Annotated in this window: 21 protein-coding genes and 1 pseudogene; 15 read left to right on the top strand and 7 right to left on the bottom strand. The window is 63.7% G+C overall.

Annotated elements, in window-relative coordinates:
* Positions 1-3: 3 nt before the first annotated feature.
* Positions 4-123, top strand: a pseudogene (locus tag BM136_RS25570) (cytochrome c oxidase subunit II); the annotation flags it as partial.
* Positions 124-192: 69 nt separating this feature from the next.
* On the opposite strand, the gene BM136_RS05125 reads toward BM136_RS25570, so the two are convergent.
* Both BM136_RS05125 and BM136_RS05120 read right to left on the bottom strand, forming a co-directional pair.
* Complete coding sequence (locus tag BM136_RS05125; protein WP_092970846.1) at positions 193-711, bottom strand: SRPBCC family protein; 519 nt, start codon at positions 709-711, stop codon at positions 193-195.
* A complete protein-coding gene (locus tag BM136_RS05120; RefSeq protein ID WP_092970845.1) occupies positions 701-1,045 on the bottom strand; it encodes an ArsR/SmtB family transcription factor in 345 nt (114 codons plus the stop codon). Before BM136_RS05120 ends, BM136_RS05125 begins: the two co-directional genes overlap by 11 nt.
* 136 nt (positions 1,046-1,181) lie before the next feature.
* On the opposite strand from BM136_RS05120, the gene BM136_RS05115 reads away from it, so the two are divergent.
* Together BM136_RS05115 and BM136_RS05110 are read left to right on the top strand one after the other, a co-directional pair.
* Positions 1,182-1,763 (top strand): J domain-containing protein, encoded by a 582-nt coding sequence (locus BM136_RS05115; RefSeq protein WP_175537082.1) that lies wholly within the window; start codon positions 1,182-1,184, stop codon positions 1,761-1,763.
* Positions 1,764-1,876: 113 nt separating this feature from the next.
* A complete protein-coding gene (locus BM136_RS05110; protein WP_092970843.1) occupies positions 1,877-2,755 on the top strand; it encodes a PhzF family phenazine biosynthesis protein in 879 nt (292 codons plus the stop codon).
* Positions 2,756-3,433: 678 nt separating this feature from the next.
* Here BM136_RS05110 and BM136_RS05100 read toward each other — a convergent pair.
* A complete protein-coding gene (locus BM136_RS05100) occupies positions 3,434-4,351 on the bottom strand; it encodes a LysR substrate-binding domain-containing protein (protein ID WP_092970841.1) in 918 nt (305 codons plus the stop codon).
* A gap of 165 nt (positions 4,352-4,516) precedes the next feature.
* Here BM136_RS05100 and mdcA point away from each other — a divergent pair, with 165 nt between their 5' ends.
* From mdcA to BM136_RS05050, 10 genes are all read left to right on the top strand, one after another.
* Entirely contained in the window at positions 4,517-6,205 is a 1,689-nt protein-coding gene (mdcA, locus tag BM136_RS05095) for a malonate decarboxylase subunit alpha (RefSeq protein ID WP_092970840.1), read from the top strand.
* Positions 6,205-7,134, top strand: a complete 930-nt coding sequence (locus BM136_RS05090; RefSeq protein WP_092970839.1) for a triphosphoribosyl-dephospho-CoA synthase — start codon at positions 6,205-6,207, stop codon at positions 7,132-7,134. The genes mdcA and BM136_RS05090 overlap by 1 nt, the downstream gene beginning before the upstream one ends.
* On the top strand, positions 7,121-7,420 hold the full coding sequence (locus tag BM136_RS05085; protein WP_092970838.1) for a malonate decarboxylase subunit delta: 300 nt from the start codon (positions 7,121-7,123) through the stop codon (positions 7,418-7,420). The genes BM136_RS05090 and BM136_RS05085 overlap by 14 nt, the downstream gene beginning before the upstream one ends.
* A gap of 9 nt (positions 7,421-7,429) precedes the next feature.
* Positions 7,430-8,275 carry a biotin-independent malonate decarboxylase subunit beta gene (locus BM136_RS05080; protein ID WP_092970837.1) on the top strand — a complete coding sequence of 282 codons (846 nt, stop codon included), beginning with the start codon at positions 7,430-7,432 and terminating at the stop codon, positions 8,273-8,275.
* Positions 8,272-9,102: a biotin-independent malonate decarboxylase subunit gamma gene (mdcE, locus tag BM136_RS05075; RefSeq protein ID WP_092970836.1), complete on the top strand. Its 831-nt coding sequence runs from the start codon at positions 8,272-8,274 to the stop codon at positions 9,100-9,102. The genes BM136_RS05080 and mdcE overlap by 4 nt, the downstream gene beginning before the upstream one ends.
* Before the next feature lie 347 nt (positions 9,103-9,449).
* Positions 9,450-9,857, top strand: a complete 408-nt coding sequence (madL, locus tag BM136_RS05070) for a malonate transporter subunit MadL (protein ID WP_092970835.1) — start codon at positions 9,450-9,452, stop codon at positions 9,855-9,857.
* An 11-nt stretch (positions 9,858-9,868) separates the two neighbouring features.
* Entirely contained in the window at positions 9,869-10,633 is a 765-nt protein-coding gene (madM, locus tag BM136_RS05065) for a malonate transporter subunit MadM (protein WP_092970834.1), read from the top strand.
* A complete protein-coding gene (locus tag BM136_RS05060) occupies positions 10,630-11,265 on the top strand; it encodes a malonate decarboxylase holo-ACP synthase (protein ID WP_092970833.1) in 636 nt (211 codons plus the stop codon). The genes madM and BM136_RS05060 overlap by 4 nt, the downstream gene beginning before the upstream one ends.
* Positions 11,262-12,197: a malonate decarboxylase subunit epsilon gene (gene mdcH, locus BM136_RS05055; RefSeq protein ID WP_092970832.1), complete on the top strand. Its 936-nt coding sequence runs from the start codon at positions 11,262-11,264 to the stop codon at positions 12,195-12,197. The genes BM136_RS05060 and mdcH overlap by 4 nt, the downstream gene beginning before the upstream one ends.
* Positions 12,130-12,771 carry a hypothetical protein gene (locus BM136_RS05050; protein ID WP_254775614.1) on the top strand — a complete coding sequence of 214 codons (642 nt, stop codon included), beginning with the start codon at positions 12,130-12,132 and terminating at the stop codon, positions 12,769-12,771. The genes mdcH and BM136_RS05050 overlap by 68 nt, the downstream gene beginning before the upstream one ends.
* Positions 12,772-12,812: 41 nt before the next feature.
* Here the strand turns inward: BM136_RS05050 and BM136_RS05045 are convergent, their stop codons facing one another.
* A complete protein-coding gene (locus tag BM136_RS05045; RefSeq protein ID WP_004632461.1) occupies positions 12,813-14,408 on the bottom strand; it encodes a peptide chain release factor 3 in 1,596 nt (531 codons plus the stop codon).
* Positions 14,409-14,769: 361 nt separating this feature from the next.
* Between BM136_RS05045 and BM136_RS05040 the strand changes: the two genes are divergently transcribed.
* Both BM136_RS05040 and BM136_RS05035 read left to right on the top strand, forming a co-directional pair.
* Positions 14,770-14,997 (top strand): hypothetical protein, encoded by a 228-nt coding sequence (locus tag BM136_RS05040; RefSeq protein WP_004632457.1) that lies wholly within the window; start codon positions 14,770-14,772, stop codon positions 14,995-14,997.
* 123 nt (positions 14,998-15,120) lie between these two features.
* Positions 15,121-15,447 (top strand): hypothetical protein, encoded by a 327-nt coding sequence (locus BM136_RS05035; RefSeq protein ID WP_092970831.1) that lies wholly within the window; start codon positions 15,121-15,123, stop codon positions 15,445-15,447.
* A 16-nt stretch (positions 15,448-15,463) separates the two neighbouring features.
* On the opposite strand, the gene BM136_RS05030 is transcribed toward BM136_RS05035, so the two are convergent.
* From BM136_RS05030 to BM136_RS05020, 3 genes are all read right to left on the bottom strand, one after another.
* A complete protein-coding gene (locus BM136_RS05030) occupies positions 15,464-16,471 on the bottom strand; it encodes a YihY/virulence factor BrkB family protein (protein WP_092970830.1) in 1,008 nt (335 codons plus the stop codon).
* Between the two features lie 120 nt (positions 16,472-16,591).
* The gene (locus tag BM136_RS05025; RefSeq protein WP_045205628.1) at positions 16,592-16,897 is read right to left on the bottom strand and encodes a hypothetical protein; all 306 of its coding nucleotides are present in this window, start codon (positions 16,895-16,897) and stop codon (positions 16,592-16,594) included.
* A gap of 69 nt (positions 16,898-16,966) precedes the next feature.
* Positions 16,967-17,134: a DUF1328 domain-containing protein gene (locus BM136_RS05020; RefSeq protein WP_004632450.1), complete on the bottom strand. Its 168-nt coding sequence runs from the start codon at positions 17,132-17,134 to the stop codon at positions 16,967-16,969.
* Positions 17,135-17,148: the final 14 nt, after the last annotated feature.

The following is a 17,148-nucleotide window of genomic DNA, read 5'->3' as shown; positions in this document are numbered from 1 at the left end:
TGCCCTGGGCAGACCGTGCGGCTGGCGCTCACACCCGACAAGACCGGCACGTTTGATTTCCTGTGCGACATCTTCTGCGGCTCGGGCCACGAGACGATGAATGGAACATTGACCGTCACCTGAAGCGCACCGCCCGAGGCCAACGCAAAACGCCCCGAACAAGTCGGGGCGTTTTCATCTGCGAGTGCCGCCTTAAGCCAGCGCGTCCGGCACAGCCAGGGTCAGCAGCAGTTCGTCGAGCCGCTCCATGGTGGAGGTCATGCCGTCCTTCATCCCCATGTCGATGACTTTTTGCACGTCTTCCGGCGAGTTGTACAGCACCACAGTCGTGACGAGGGTGCGTTCGTCCGCATCGGCAAAGGTGACATCCCAGCGGGCGCGGGGCATATCCGGATTCACGGCGCCGGCTTCATCAGAAAAAGCATCAAGGGCCGCATAGCCATCGATCGGGTTGATCTTCTGATAGTCCAGACGGCTCCAGAACGACTGTCCATCGGGCGTGATCATGGCGTAGTGCCAGTAGCCGCCTTCCTTGAATTCCATATGCTTGGTCTTGGTGGCGAGCGGCTTGGGCGCAAACCACTGATCGAGCAGTTCGCGCTTCGTATGGCAATCCCACACAAGCTGGCGCTTTGCCGCGAACTCTCGCCTCACGGTGAGGCTGCTCTTTTGCATGTCGATGAGGAAATCAAACCGAAGATCAGCCTTCATTGTTTTCTCCTTGGAGTTTCTCTAAGAGGTTGTCCAGATTGCGGTACCTGCTCGCCCAGATCGCGTGCTGTTGCTCAAACCAGCGCTCGGCTGCGGCCAGCTTCTTGCGCTCGAGCATGCACGTCCGGATTCGGCCGCTCTTTTCCGAGCGGACCAGCCCGACGCCTTCCAGCACCCGCATGTGCTTCATGAACGACGGCAGCGCCATGTCAAATGGCTCTGCCAGTTCACTCACCGTCGCGGGCCCTTCGCCGAGCCGCTGAATAACTGCCCTGCGCGTTGGGTCAGAAAGCGCGTGAAATACCGCGTCTAGCGCAATTCCATTGTTATCCATTTGGCTAACTATATACGTGAGAATGCGTTGATGCAACCGGGTTCGACAGCATGTTGTAACGCAGGCGGGTGGCCGGTCAGCACGCACACACCCCCATGCTAGGATGACCTTCCCCCCGGCAGCAGCCACACCGCACATGACGACCATCTACGCGACACTCGGCGTGCAGCCGGACGCGACCCTGGACGAAATCAAGCGCGCTTACCGCCGCGCCACGATGAAGTGGCATCCCGACCGCAACCCTGGCCGCGAAGCCGAGGCCTATGCGGCGTTCCAGGAAATTCGCGAAGCCTACGCCATCCTCTCCGACGCTGAACAGCGCCGCGTTTATGACGAGGTCTTCGCGCAGGAAATGCAGCGCTGGCAAGCCGAGCGTGATGCGCAGGAAGCACAGGAACGAGAGGCGCAACGCGAGCGCGAACGCCTCGCGCAGGAGCATTACGAAAAGATGGTCGCCATCGCAATGCGCTTTGCCGACGAGGGCCACAATCGCGACGTCCTGTTCGGCGTGCTGCTGGGTCGGGACTGCAATGCAGAACTCGCCGCGCGCATTGCCGACAGCGTGTGGGCCATGCAGGAAGCACGGCGCGACAGCGTGGCCGCCACCGAACCGCCCGACAGTGAAGCGACGATCCAACCCGATGAAGCGACTGCGCCCCAGCGGCACTCAAGCGCGTTCGAGTCGTTCTGGCAGGGATTGTTTGGCCTGCGGCAGTAGCTGCGGATAGCGGCAATCGGTCTGCTTTCGATGCTCGACGCCTACTCTCAGATGGTCGACAATCCGCACGATATTTCGGCAGATATTGCGTGCTTGGAGCGTGTGGAGAATCAATGCAAATCGATGTGCAGATCGTTAATTCGTTGACTGATAGAGAAAGCGGGGGGAACCCGGCAGGTGTTGTGATTGATGCTGATGCACTTGACGTGAGCCAGAAGCTGGAGGTTGCGCGGCAAGTCGGGTTGTCAGAAACAGCCTTCGTGTCGAAGTCGAGCATAGCGACGATCAAACTGGAGTTCTTCACGCCAACGCGCCAGATTGCCCATTGCGGGCACGCAACGATTGCCACCTTCTCGCTGCTTAGGAGACTCGGCAGGGTCGGCAATGGGACGCTGTCGAAAGAAACGATTGATGGCTGCAGGACCATTCTCGTTGACGGTGACATCATCTTGATGGAGCAGCAGCCGCCCGTGTATCACCCCATCAAGCGGGAATCCGATCTCGCCTCAAGAATTTCAAGATCGATCGGGGTGGAGCCTGCGGAAATCTATCGCACTGCAGACCCGATGGTGGTCAACACGGGCAATAGCTTCCTTATTCTTGCATTGCCCGACGAACGCTCCGTCGCTGCGGTCCGCCCAAATCAACGGGCTATCGAGGCGATCAGCGAGGAGCTCAACCTGATCGGTTATTACCTCTTTTCGACATCGACGAGGACTGCTGGTCGCCAAGCGGGAACGCGAATGTTCGCGCCAAGATTCGGAATTGATGAAGAGTCTGCAACCGGAACAGCAGCAGGCCCCTTGGCTTGCTTTCTATACGAGAAGATGGGCGTCAAGAACCGGGCGATGACAATAGAACAAGGGCAATTGATGCAGCCCCCATCTCCAAGTGTGATCAAAGTCATTCTCGACATTGAGGAAGGTAGGATTTCGCGGTTGATGGCTGGCGGGATGGCTACTGTCGAGCGGTCTGTGAGCGTAGATGTCTGACAGCGCTAAACCGTTGACCAGCGGTCCAATTCATCACGCGAAAAGACCTATCGCCTGTCCCGTTCGATTCCAACGCTTCCAAGTGTGACGGGCCTCGGCTGGTCATACGCCAATTCTGATTTATAGTTTCGCCCCTGCTCAGACGAAGCAGCCATCGGTACACTCTGCGCCATCGTTTTCCGTGCCATAGAGAAAGCGATCGAGGCTTGGAACCCTCGGGCATAACGGGCAAGCGCCGAGCATAGGTGCTTGTCCTCAACCGCTATGGCTTGGCTTCGTCTCCTTCCTGGGCGAGCCAGGCTTGTACGGCTTCGGCCGTGCCGATCGTTATGTCTCGGTGTTCCAAACCTGCCTGTGCTCGCCCACCCCTCCCAAGGGTTGGGCGCGGTTCCGTTCATCACATGAAGAGGAATGCCGTGACCTGCTCGATCTCCCACGCCACCAACTCACCGGCTGGCGACGCGCTTAGCGAATATCAGAAAGGCGTGCTGTCTGCGCGTGAATTCCTGCGCGCAGTGTTCAGCCGCAACGCCGCGGGCAACACGTGCGATACATGCGCGACGCCTGCGTCAGAACATCCGGACCAACCACGCTGACTTCATGGGCGACCCAGGCGTATGAGGTCTGCGTGCCGATGTTGCAGCATCGGTGCCACGGCTTGCCTGGGCTCGCCCACCCTTACACCCGCGCTACCTCGCCCCCCAGCAACCGACACTCCGCCGATAACGCCAGCAGGTTCGGATCGCGCTCGCGATTGCGCTGCATCACCAGCACGATGTGCTGGCTGATCGCATAGCGCGCGGCCAGGGGAATCAGTTGCACCTTGGGGCTGAAATCGGCCACGCGGCGCGGCAGCAGCGCGTAGCCGATGCCACCGCTCACGAGGTTCATGAGCGAGAAGATGTCGCCCACGCGCAGGGCAATCTGCGGCGCAAAGCCGGCCTTGTCGAAGGCGGCCATGAAGTCGTGGTACGTCGCAAAATCGTCGCCGAGTGCGACAAACTTTTCGCTGCGCACGGTTTGCAAGTCGATCTCCGCGGACGACGCATACGGCGAGGCGAGCGGTGCAGCAAACAGAATCTCATCGTCGAACATCGGCACGGTCAGCAGATCGGGATTGCGCAGCGGCTCGCCCAGCGCGATGACGATGGCGTCGAGCTGGCCGTCTTCCAGCTTGGCAAGCAGGCTGCGGTTCGAGCCCAGCGTGAGTTCAATGTCGAGCGCGGAGCGGCGCGTCTTCAGGCCCGCAAAGATGCGCGGCAACGTGCCGACCGTCATCGAATAGAGCCCGCCGATCTTCAGCGTCGTTGACGAAAACCCGGCCGCTTCGCGCGTGCGGCGCACACCAGCTTCACACTCAGCCAGGATGCGCTCCACATGTTCCGCAAACACATAGGCGGTCGACAGCGGAATCAGCTTCCGGCCGTCGCGCTTGAACAGCGGGCAGCGCAGCCCTTCTTCCAGCGAATGCAGCGCGCGGTGCACGCTCACGGTGCTTTGCCCGAGCGCTTCCGACACGCGGGCCATGTTGCCCAGCGTCATGAACGACTGGAAGACCTCGAGCTTCTTCAGGGTGATGTCTTCATCGATTGCCATGGCAGGGGTTCCTCCGGGCGCGTTCTGGCGGCGCGCTGCTATCAGAATTGGCCATTGTTTCATTAACTTCAAGTTAATGAAGCCGCGCCTAGGTTGATTGAAGTGCACCTTTTTACAGCCTACGGTACAGGGCATCAAATCAATCAAGGCTGGAGACGCCACCCAATGCAACCGATGCCCACCCAATCGGCAAACGGGGCCAACGCACCCATCCCGCCCCAATGGCGCCGCCGGCGCGACGAGAAAGAACGCCGCCTGACTGCAGCCCGGCGCATTGCCAACGGCAAGGTCATTCCCACCAGCGATATCGTCGCCGCGCTCGAAGCGCTGCTCGCCCCGGGCGATCGCGTCGTGCTGGAAGGTAACAACCAGAAGCAGGCGGATTTCCTCTCGCGCTCGCTGGCCAAGGTGAACCCCGAGCGCCTGCACGATCTGCACATGATCATGCCGAGCGTGAGCCGGGCCGAACACCTCGACATTTTCGAAGCCGGCATCGCGCACAAGCTCGATTTCTCGTTTGCCGGGCCGCAGAGCCTGCGCATCAGCCAGTTGCTGGCAGACGGGCTGCTGGAAGTCGGCGCCATCCACACCTACATCGAGCTGTATGCACGACTGGTGGTGGACCTGATTCCGAACGTATCGCTGGTGGCCGGTTTCAAGGCCGACCGCGACGGCAACATCTACACCGGACCGAGCACCGAAGACACGCCCGCGCTGGTGGAGCCCACCGCGTTTTCCGATGGCATCGTGATCGTGCAGGTGAACGAGATCGTCGATGACCCGGCCGACCTGCCGCGTGTGGACATTCCGGGCTCGTGGGTCGACTTTATCGTGCAGGCCGACAAGCCGTTCTACATCGAGCCGCTCTTCACGCGCGACCCGCGCCTCATCAAGCCCGTGCATGTGCTGATGGCAATGATGGCCATTCGCGGCATCTACCAGCGGCACAACGTGCAGTCGCTCAACCACGGCATCGGCTTCAACACCGCCGCCATCGAGCTGATCCTGCCCACGTACGGCGAACGCCTGGGCCTCAAGGGCAAAATCTGCCGCAACTGGACGCTGAACCCGCATCCGACGTTGATCCCGGCCATCGAATCCGGCTGGGTGGAAAGCGTGCACTGCTTCGGCACCGAGCTGGGCATGGAACGCTACGTGGCCGCGCGCCCCGATGTGTTCTTCACCGGGCGTGACGGCTCGCTGCGCTCGAACCGCATGCTGTGCCAGCTGGCCGGCCAGTATGCGGTGGACCTGTTCATTGGCGCGACGCTGCAGGTGGATGGCGACGGGCATTCGTCCACCGTCACGCGCGGGCGGCTGGCCGGTTTTGGCGGCGCGCCCAACATGGGTCACGACCCGCGCGGCCGCCGTCACGCCACGCCGGCGTGGCTGGACATGACCGAACCCGTGACGATGCTCGAGCGCGGCAAGAAGCTCGTCGTGCAAATGGTCGAGACGTTCCAGGAAGGCGGCAAACCGACCTTCGTCGATACGCTCGACGCGGTGGCCGTGGCCAAGCAAAGCGGCATGCCGCTCGCGCCCATCATGATCTACGGCGACGACGTCACGCACCTGCTGACCGAAGACGGCATTGCGTATCTCTACAAGGCCCGCTCGCTGGAAGAGCGGCGCGCCATGATTGCCGTCGTGGCGGGCGTCACGTCGATTGGACTGCGCCACGACACGTCCAAGACCGCGCAGATGCGCCGCGACGGCCTGATCGCCCTGCCCGAAGACCTCGACGTGCGCCGCAGCGATGCCAGCCGTGAATTGCTCGCCGCCAAGAGCATCGCCGACCTGGTCGAATGGTCCGGCGGGCTGTACGAGCCGCCCGCACGCTTCCGGAGCTGGTAATGGAGAAGACATTGCAACGGCCTCTGCCGGCCAGCCAGAAAGCGCGTGCGAAGCGGTTAGCCGCGCTGGTCGAGTCCGCCCTCATCGACGAGGTGACGCTGTCGCCCAAGCCCGGTCTTGTGGATGTGCGTGGCAACGGCGCACATCACGATCTGGACTGGACGCTGATGGTGCATTCCGCGCAGACGCTGCGCCCAGCGTTTGAAGCCATGGCGCTGGCCGGCGCGCAAATCGAAATGCAGGCCGGTGCGCAACTTGCCCTGCGCGAGCGCATCGGCCGCCTGGGGCGCGAAGGTGAAGCGGCCATGCTCGATGCCACAGGTGGCATCAACACGCACCGCGGCGCCATCTGGGCGCTCGGCCTGCTGGTCACGGCTGCGAGCCAGGCGCCACATGCGTTAAACGCGGCCGCTGTTGCGGGCCGCGCCGCGCGCCTGGCGAACATTCCCGATCGCTTTGCCCCCGTCTCGACTGGCCACAAAGGCGAGCGCGCCTGCAACGATTACGGCGTCGGCGGTGCCAAGGGCCAGGCCTGTGCCGGCTTCCCGCACGTGATCAAGGTGGCGCTGCCGGCGCTGCGCGAGGCGCGTGCGGCCGGCATTCGCGAAGACCACGCACGCGTGGATGCATTGCTTGCCGTCATGGCCGCGCTGGACGACACCTGTGTGCTCGCGCGCGGCGGCGCCAAGGCACTGCACGTCGTGCAAACGGGCGCCGCCACCGTGCGTGCAGGAGGCGGCTTGGCAACAGCACAAGGCCGCCGCGCTTTCCGCACGCTTGAACAAGACATGCTGGCGCTGCACGTGTCGCCCGGCGGCGCAGCCGACTTGCTGGCCGCCGCGCTCTTCCTTGACCGCTTGCCCGCAAACGCGCACGCAGCGTCCGACATCGAATCCGCTCATCAGGAAACCGAACATGGAGCATCTTGATTTTCAGTTCACCGGCGGTGCACCCGCGGGGCGCCGTGCGTATGCCGGCGTAGTCGGCTCGGGCGACCTTGAAGTGCTGCTGACCCCGGGCAGCGCCGGGCAGATCGACGTGGCCATCACCACGTCCGTCAATGGCATGAGCGCGACATGGCAGGCGCAGCTTGCACGTGTGTTCGGCTCGCACGCGTGGCCGGCGGCCAAGATCATCATCAACGATTTCGGCGCGACACCGGCCGTGGTGCGGTTGCGGCTTGAGCAGGCGCTCGAAGCACTCGCGCAATCTTGAGGAGAAGCCATGTCACGCAATCCGATTGAACGCGACAGCTTTATCGAACGCGATGCGCGCCGACGCGCCATTGCCCTGCTCGACCCCGGCAGCTTCCGCGAGCTGCTCGATCCGTTCGAGCAATTGACCTCGCCGTGGCTGCCGCGCCAGGGCATCGTCACGCAGGCCGACGACGGCGTGGTGGTGGCACGCGGCACGCTGGGCGGGCAGCCCGCCGTGGTGCTTGCCATTGAAGGCGCATTCCAGGGCGGCAGCATGGGCGAAGTGTCCGGCGCCAAGATTGCGGGCGCGCTGGAACTGGCGGCAGAAGACAATCGCAACGGCATTCCCACACGCGCCGTCATCGTCTTCGAAACCGGCGGCGTGCGGCTGCAGGAAGCCAACCTGGGCCTGGCCGCCATTGCTGAAATCCACGCGGGCATCCGTGCGCTGCGCGAGTATGGGCCGGTGATCGGCATCACGGCGGGCGTGGTCGGCTGCTTTGGCGGCATGAGCATCGCCGCGGGCCTGTGCAGCTACCTGCTGATGACACGTGAGGCACGCCTCGGCCTGAACGGCCCGCAGGTGATCGAGCAGGAAGCCGGCATTGAAGAATACGACTCGCGCGATCGCCCTTTCATCTGGAGCCTCACCGGTGGAGAGCAACGCGCCGCCACCGGCCTGGCCGATGTCTGCATTGAAGACGATTCCGTCACGATCCGCGCGCAGGTGATCGAGTGGCTGCGTGCCGGCGCGCCAAAGCACCAGCGCAGCGAGCAGATCGATCACTACCTCGAACGTCTCAACGCCGTCGACACATCGCGCCAAGCCACGGCCGAAGATGTGCGCACGCACTACGCAAAGGACGCCGCATGAGCCAGAACGAACTTTCCACGCGCGGCGCGACCTGGATGCGCGCGCTTGCCGGCGGCACGCCGGTGGCGGGCTACGGCAGCACGCTGCAAGTCGTCGATGCCGTGCTGGCAGGTCAGCCCGCGCGCTACATCGCCGTGGTGCCCGATGCCCAGAACCGCTTCCCCCGCGCACGCAACGGTGAAGTCAGCCTCATCGAAGGCTGGCAGCTCGCGCGTGCCGTGCGCGATGCCATGACTGCGGATGCGGGGCAGGAAAAGAAGCGCGCCATCGTCGCCGTCATCGATGTAGCAAGCCAGGCCTACGGGCGCCGGGAAGAGGCCTACGGCATCCACCTCGCACTGGCTGCGGCGGCGGATGCCTACGCGGCCGCCCGATTGGCCGGCCACCCCGTAATCGGTCTTATCGTCGGTCGTGCCATGTCGGGCGCCTTGCTGGCGCACGGCTACCAGGCCAACCGCCTACTCGCCCTGGACGATGCCGACGTGATGGTGCACGCGATGGGCAAGGCCGCTGCCGCGCGCGTAACGCTGCGCTCCGTTGCCGACCTGGAACGCCTCGCGCAAGAGATTCCGCCCATGGCGTACGACATTGCCAGCTTCGCATCGCTCGGGTTGCTGTGGAAACTGCTGAAGGTGAAGTCCGCCGACGCGCCAGATGCAAGTGACATCGATACCGTGCAGACGGCGCTTGCAGCGGCGCTGGTCAATATCGCAGCCGACCCTTCGCGCGGGCTGGAAGGCCGCCTGGGCGCACCGCTGCGCAGCGCGTCCTCAGAGGTACGCAAACGCCTGCGCGAGCAATGGAACACGCAGCCAGAAAGCGCATAACAAATAGGAGGCACATCGCGGCGCGAGCACATGCGCCCAGATGGTTTGGCCGTACCTGCCCTAGATGGCGCCTTGAATTTGTGTTGCAGGGAGGAAGAAGAGAGGAGGCTGTTTGAGCGAAGCGAGTTTGCCTCCTCTCCCTCCCTGCGACAGAAATTCAAGGAGTCTTTCGCCATCTCGAGCGCGCCTTTCTTTGCCTACTTTCTTTGGCAAGACAAAGAAAGTGACTCAGCCCCGGCGGGGGATGAAACAAAGGATGCACCAGCAAAGCAAAACAAAGTCCTCAACCCTCGATCACCAAACACCACAACAGGCGACCCATCGCCGTTCCTTCAGGAGACAAAGACGTGATCATCTACGGTACAACCCTGCTGGCGCTATGTCATATCGCCGGCCTCTTCCTGGGCGACCTGCTCGGCCAGGCCATCGGCGTGAAGGCCAATGTGGGCGGCGTGGGCATCGCCATGCTGCTGCTCATCTTCGCGCGGCTCTATCTGCACAGGCACGGGCTCATGCCTGCCGCCACAGAGGCGGGCGTCTCGTTCTGGGGCGCGATGTACATCCCCGTGGTGGTGGCGATGGCTGCCACACAGAACGTCGTCACGGCACTGCGCGGTGGCCCTGTCGCACTGCTGGGCGCCATCGGCGCGGTGCTCGTGTGCGGTGTCTGCATTGCCCTCATCAACCGCACAGGCAACGCGGAAGACCGGCGCCCCCTGCCCCCACTGCCTGAATCCGAACAAGCCCGCGCCTAAGGAGCCCCACCATGCTGTCAATGCTAGAGAAAGTTCTGCAGCACAACGGACTGGTCGCGGCGTTCGCGCTGGTCGGCATCGTCATGGGCCTGTCGATGTGGGTGTCCAAGAAGCTGACGTTCGGGCGCGTGCACGGCTCGGCCATCGCCATCATGATCGGGCTGGTGCTCGCCTATTGGGGCGGCATCCAGACCGGTGGCGAACGCGGCCTGGCTGACCTGAAGCTGTTTGGGGGGATCGGCCTGATGGGCGGGGCAATGCTGCGCGACTTCGCCATCGTTGCCACGGCCTTTGAAGTGCAGGTGACCGAGGCCCGCAAGGCGGGCATGATCGGCGCCATCTCGCTGCTGCTGGGAACGGTGCTGCCGTTCATCGTCGGCGCCTGCGTTGCCTATGCCTTCGGTTACACCGATGCGGTGAGCGTTACCACCATCGGCGCGGGTGCCGTCACGTACATCGTCGGGCCGGTGACCGGTGCGGCGCTCGGTGCCACCTCCGATGTGATGGCGCTGTCGATTGCGACAGGCCTCGTCAAGGCGATCCTGGTGATGGTCGGCACGCCGTTCGCGGCCAAGGCGCTGGGCTTGAACAACCCGCGCGCTGCCATGGTGTTCGGCGGGTTGGCGGGTACGGTCAGCGGGGTATCGGCGGGTCTGGCCGCCACGGATCGGCGCTTGGTGCCGTACGGCTCCCTGGTGGCGACGTTCCATACGGGCCTCGGGTGCCTGCTCGGACCATCGATCCTGTTCCTGGCCACGCAGGCATTGCTGCGATGACACAGACGCAACTGCGCGCGCACGATCTGCTTTGGGTGTCTGAGACACCCATGGCGGCGGATGGCGCACCCTTGCCGGACTGGGCCATCACGGCATACCGGCAAGGGGCGCCTGTCGTGGTGCGACGCGCCCCGCGCAGCACCGATGGTTCCGTGCCGGTCGGCCTGCGCGGCGGCGCGCGGCATGAACGCTGCGCAGCGACGGTAGCCGCAAACAGCGTCACGCGCGTGGTCTCGCCCGAGGGGTTGGCAGCGCAAGCCGTCTCCATCGCCCACGACGCACCGTTCGCTGCGCTGCGCACTTTGCGCGCGCTGGCGCCCGGACTCAATGCACTCGGCTGGGGGTGGGGGCCGACGGGCGGCGCCGGCTTTGCGCTCGCCAGCGGTTTGCCGGTGTTGCATGCGGACAGCGATCTCGACCTCGTTGTGCGCATGCCGCACGCACCGTCAGCCGCGCAGCGCGATCAGCTCCTGCACGTACTGGCCGAAACCGAATGCCGCGTCGACCTGCAGATCGACACCGGGCGCGGTGGATTCGCGTGGCGCGACTGGCTGACCTCGCCCCGCCAGACCTTGCTCAAGACCGATCACGGCCCCCACCTCGTGGCAGACCCGTGGAGCGAACTCGCATGAGCGTGCTCTTCATGTTTCCTGGCCAGGGGAGTCAGCGCGTGGGCATGCTGCACGCGTTGCCTGTCGATCCGGCCGTCGTGCAGACCCTGGCCGAAGCGGGCGACGTGCTCGGTACGGATCCGCTCACGCTGGATGCGGCAGAGGCGCTGCGGTCGACCGTGGCCGTCCAACTCTGCCTGCTAATTGCCGGTGTTGCGGTGGCGCGTACGTTGGCACGTCAGGGCGCCGCGCCCGACATGGTGGCCGGCCTGTCGATCGGCGCGTGGCCTGCAGCGGTCGTAGCGGGTGTGCTTGATTTCTCCGATGCACTGCGCTTGGTTCGCCTGCGGGGCCAACTGATGGAAGACGCATATCCGAGCGGCTACGGCATGGCCGTCACGGCCGGACTGACTGAACCGGAGGTCGCTGCCATCGTTGCGCAGGTCAACTCGGCGGCCACGCCAGCCTATGTCGCCAACCTGAATGCGGAACGGCAGATTGTCGTGGCGGGCAGCGATGCGGCGCTCACGCAAGTCATGACGCGCGCGCAAAGCGCGGGCGCATCAACGGCAACGCGGCTGTGCATGGCAGTGCCGTCGCACTGCCCGCTACTTAACGCACAGGCCGGCGAGTTGGCGACCGCCGCCGCAAAGGTCACGGCCCACACGCCGCAACTCACCTACGTCAGCAGCAGTCGCGCCCGTGCGCTCTTCCGCGCGAACCTCATCGTTGAAGACCTGGCGTGGAACATGGCGCGGCCGGTGTTGTGGCATGACACGCTTCAGCATGCATTGGAACGCGGCGCACGCATGGCGGTGGAGGTGCCGGGCGGCGGCACGCTGGCACGTCTGGCGAAAGGTGTGTTTGCGGACGATGCGGTGCTGGATGCAGGCAGCGGACTGGATGCGGTACGGGTGCGGATACAGCGACAACGCCGCGGGGACGGCCTTTGAATTGTCTGCTGCATGGACTTTTCAGCGGCATTTCGGCATCGTTGCGCGCCGGATTTCATCGCTCGTGAGAGGCTCCGAATTGCGCGTCCTGTCCATTGCTGCCATCGCCACCTTGTTGACCACTTCCGCGTTGGCTGCCACCACGGAAACCGCCGAAGAAGAACTCGCAAGCTGGTCCTACGTCGCACAGTCATTGACTTACGGCGGCTACGAAACCGAAGGCCTGAGCTTTTACGCCAACTGCGACGACAAGCGGCTCCACGTGGCGGTATTCACGAACGCGCAACCGGAGCAAAACGGAAAGGCCGTCCGCATCCAATTGGCTTCCGGCCCCCTCCGTTTGACGATCCCCGCGCGCATTGAGGTGTCCGACATGGAAGCGTATGCCGGGGGTGACGTGAAGTCGCGGGCGCGCTTCTACGCGTTGTTCCATACAGGCAAGCCGATCACGGTCAAAGTGGCCGGCGCAGACCCGCAGACGCAGCAGCTCCTGCAATTCTCACCGCGAAACGCCGACACCGGTGCCCGCCAGCTTGAAGCGGTTTGCCCGGTGGCGCGCCGAACAGGTCAATAAAAAACGGGGCACATGGCCCCGTTCCTTTTGCTGCTTGCCGCTTAGACGATTTCCCGCGTTTCCATGAACTGGATATCCGGAAAACGCTCCTGCGTGAGACGCAGGTTCACCTGGCTCGGCGCCAGGTACACGTAGTCACCCGCACCATCCAGGGCCACGTTGTGGCCAGCCTTGTCGATCAGCTTGTCGATATCTTCCTGCTTGCCGCGCAGCCAGCGGGCCGTGGAACATTCGTGCGGTTCGAAGATGGCATCGACGCCGTATTCGTGCTCAAGGCGGTGCGCCACCACGTCGAACTGCAGGATACCGACGGCGCCCAGCACCAGATCGTTCGATGCCAGCGGGCGGAACATCTGCGTGGCGCCTTCTTCGGCCAGTTGCTGCAAACCCTTCTGCAACTGCTTCAGGCGAAGCGGGTTGTTCAAGCGCGCGCGGCGGAAGAACTCCGGCGCAAACGACGGGATGCCCGTGAACTTGAGCGCCTCGCCTTCCGTGAAGGCATCACCTAGCCGGATCGTGCCGTGGTTGGGCACGCCGATGATGTCGCCGGCAAATGCCTCTTCCGTGGTGTTGCGATCCTGCGCCATGAACGTGATGGCGTTGTTGATGGCGACCGTCTTGCCGGTCGACACCTGCAGCAGCTTCATGCCGCGCTCGAAGCGCCCCGAGCACACGCGCACGAAGGCAATGCGGTCACGGTGCTTCGGGTCCATGTTGGCCTGGATCTTGAAGACGAAGCCGGTGAACTTCTCTTCCATCGGCTTGACTTCGCGCGTTTCGGTGGGGCGTGCCAGCGGCTCGGGCGACTGGTCAACCAGCGCATCGAGCAGCGACTGCACGCCGAAGTTGTTCACCGCCGAACCGAAATACACCGGGCACTGCTTGCCGGCCAGGAAGGCCTCTTTGTCGAACGTGTGCGATGCGCCACGCACGAGTTCGATGTCGATGCGCAGTTCTTCCGCCTGCGAGCCCAGGACGCGGTCCAGCTCGGGGTTGTCCAGACCTTGAATCAGGCCGGCGGTGGCACCCTTCTCGCTGTCGGCATTCGGGTCGAACAGCTGGACAGTATCGTTCACGAGGTGATACACGCCCTTGAACGACTTGCCCATGCCGATCGGCCACGTCATCGGCGCGCACTGGATCTGCAGCACGCTTTCGATTTCATCGAGCAGCTCGATGGGCGCGCGGCCTTCTCGGTCGAGCTTGTTGATGAACGTGAGAATGGGCGTGCTGCGCAGGCGGCAGACGTTGAGCAGCTTGATGGTCTGCGCTTCCACGCCGTTGACGGAGTCGATCACCATCACGGCAGAGTCGACGGCCGTCAGCGTGCGGTACGTGTCTTCCGAGAAGTCTTCGTGGCCCGGGGTGTCGAGCAGGTTGACGATGTAGTCGCCGCCCTCATTCCGGTACGGAAACTGCATCACCGACGACGTGACGGAGATGCCGCGCTGCTTTTCCATCTCCATCCAGTCGGAGGTGGCGTGGCGGTTGGCCTTGCGCGCACGCACGGCGCCGGCCATCTGAATGGCGCCGCCGAACCACAGCAGTTTCTCGGTGAGCGTGGTTTTACCCGCATCCGGGTGGGCAATGATGGCGAACGTCCGGCGGCGCCGGATCTCCTGCTGCAGCGTACTCACGGGCAAAAACCGAAAGGGAGAAGTGATGAATGCGCCCATGGCGTGGGCGCTGGCTGGCGGGGTCATCCCGGCGGCCGATGGACTGCCCGAACGGAGTTGTCAATCCGGGGCAGCCGAGATTGTACGCGATCGGCGCCCTTGCTTAGGATCAACTGATCCGAGCCGCAAGCGGGGGAAACTCCCTAGGAACCGTCCCCCGGACGGAGGAGACCAACCCGTTGTGGGAATGCACTGACAACCCTTTCGGAGTCGGTGTTATCGAAGTTGTCATGAAGCTCCCGTATTGTGGAGTCCGTCGCGAAACCCGCCTTTGGGTACGCCGCGACATTGAAAGAAGCAAAGAAGCAAGGAGTCCAACATCGTGCGTAGTCGAATCCCTGTCGATCCGGCAGTGCAACGCATCATCGAGACCACCCGCAAGGCGTGGCAGCTCGACGAGCAAAGCGTGCGCGCGGCGCGTCAGCAGCGTGCCGCCAATCGCCGCAAACGGATCAAGGCTTTGCCGCAGGACAGCCTGCAGGCACTCGCCGCACTCGCCCTGCAAGCTGAAATCTGGGCTGTGCGCAAGACCGTGGTGACGGTCGGCTAGCCACGCAGTTCCTCACCGTGTCGAGGGCCACAGTCGTGGCCCTTTTCTTTTGGGTGGCACGCAACGGTGGGGCATGGCGGTTGCTTATGAATTGGCTGACATGCATCAGTTCAGGAGGCCGACATGACCGAATTGACCCCCAAGCCGCCCGGCAGCAGCAATGGCACCAACGGCACAAATGGCGCCAACGGTGCGACCATCACCACGCTCCATCCGCAGATCGATCACACTGCCCAGCGCGTCAAAGATGCCACGGCAGAAGGCATCGACCGGCTGGCGAGCGTTCTTTCCACGGCGCTCACACAGTTCGATAAACGCACCGAACAGTTGAAGAACCTGCACGCGAATGTGTCAGAGCAGGCAAGCGGTTCCGTGCGTCAGCATCCGGTCATTACGATCGGTCTGGCGTTCGTGGCAGGCATGCTGTTGGAACAGTTGACGCGGGATTGAGCCGGCGTCTTGGGGCTTAGCGGCTGCCGCGCGCCGCGTTTGCGTTGCCGCCGGCCCCACCACTGGAGAGATTTGCCGCCAGCGTCGGGTTGAGCAACGCAGCCTGCGCGGCCGCACCGGCTTGACCCGAGGCTTCGTACTGGCGACTGCCGAATCGCAGCGCGTATTGCCGCGTGACCAGCGCGCCGAAGAAGAAGATCTGGGCGGAGTAGTAGATCCACAGCATCAGCGCCACCACCGAACCCGCCGCCCCGTAAGACGACGCCACGGCGCTGTTGCCCAGATACAGGCCGATGAGGTGTTTGCCCAGCGTGAAAAGCAGCGCCGTTACGACGGCCCCGAGGGCAACGTCGCGCCAAGCCACACGCGTTTCCGGCAGCATTTTGAAAATGGTGCCGAACAGCAGCGATACGACCGCAAATGAAAACGCCGACGACAACACCTGCGCCACCAGCAACGCGATGCCCGAGGTGGAGCCCGCCCACAACGCCCCCCAGAAGCGCTCCACCACCGCCAGCGCTGCGTTGATGGTGAGCGACACCAGCAGCAGAAACGCCAGCACCAGGATCAGGCTGAACGACAGCAGACGCGAACGCAACAGGCCCCACAGCCCTGCCTGCTGGCGCGGCGGCACTTCCCACAGTTCGTCCAAGCTGTCCTTGAGTTCGGAGAAGGCCGTGGTGGCGCCCACCAGCAACAGCGCGACGGCCGTGGCTGCAGCGAAAAGGCCGCTGCCCGAGCGCCGGGTAGCGGCGAGCACCGCTTCCACTGCGGAGGCACCCTGCGCGCCCACCAGACCCTGGATCTGCCCAAAGATTTCGCCGCGCGCGGCCTGTTCGCCGAAGAACAAGCCGGCAATGGAAATGACCAGCACCAACACTGGCGCCATTGAGAACAACGTATAGAACGACAACGCCGCGCCCTTGCTCGCGGCGCGATGTGCAGACCATTGCCGCACCGCCCCCATCAGCACCTGGGCGGAGCGCTTGAGCAGGTCGCGGTCGAAGCAGGCAACCGGGCGCATGGAGGTTCCTTGCAAGGCGATGCGGCCAGCGCAGTGCCGGCCTCGACCTTGAGCCTAGTCAGCACACGGCACGCACGCAAGCGCGGCCGTGGCTGCGAGGAATCTTGAGGGCTTGCGCCCTCAGTCGTTACCGCTACCCAGCAGCCGGCTGATGAGAAAGCCCGCGCCGAATGCCAGGCCGATCGTCGCAAGCGGGTGCGATCGCATGCAGTCCGCCGCATCGCTCATCAAGCGTTGCTGCGAGGCACGCCATTGATCGCGCTTGGCAGCGGCCTCGTCAAGTGCGGTGGCCGCTGCGTCGGCAGTGCGGTCGATAGCCTGTGCCGTGGTCGCCTTCACACGCTCGGCGGCTTGCGCCACGTCGCCGCGGATGAGGTTGCCGTTGGCATCGGATTTGGGAAACGGGTTGGTTTGAGACGGTTCCATCAATCAGCGCTCCTAGAGTTGCGTGGCATCGTGAGAGCCGGGTTGAAAGCTGTGCGCATCATCCCGGCGTCATCCTCTGCCGGCGACCAGACCCCAGATGAGGCTGACCACAAACAGCACCACGAAAATCATGAAGAGGATCTTGGCGATGCTCGCTGCACCGGCAGCGATGCCGCCAAACCCGAGCACGGCCGCAATCAGGGCGATGATGAAAAAGACGACTGCATAACGCAGCATGGTGACCTCCTGTG

The sequence above is a fragment of the Ralstonia sp. NFACC01 genome, assembly GCF_900115545.1.
GTDB lineage: Bacteria > Pseudomonadota > Gammaproteobacteria > Burkholderiales > Burkholderiaceae > Ralstonia > Ralstonia mojiangensis.
This window is presented reverse-complemented; position numbering and strand designations above follow the sequence as displayed.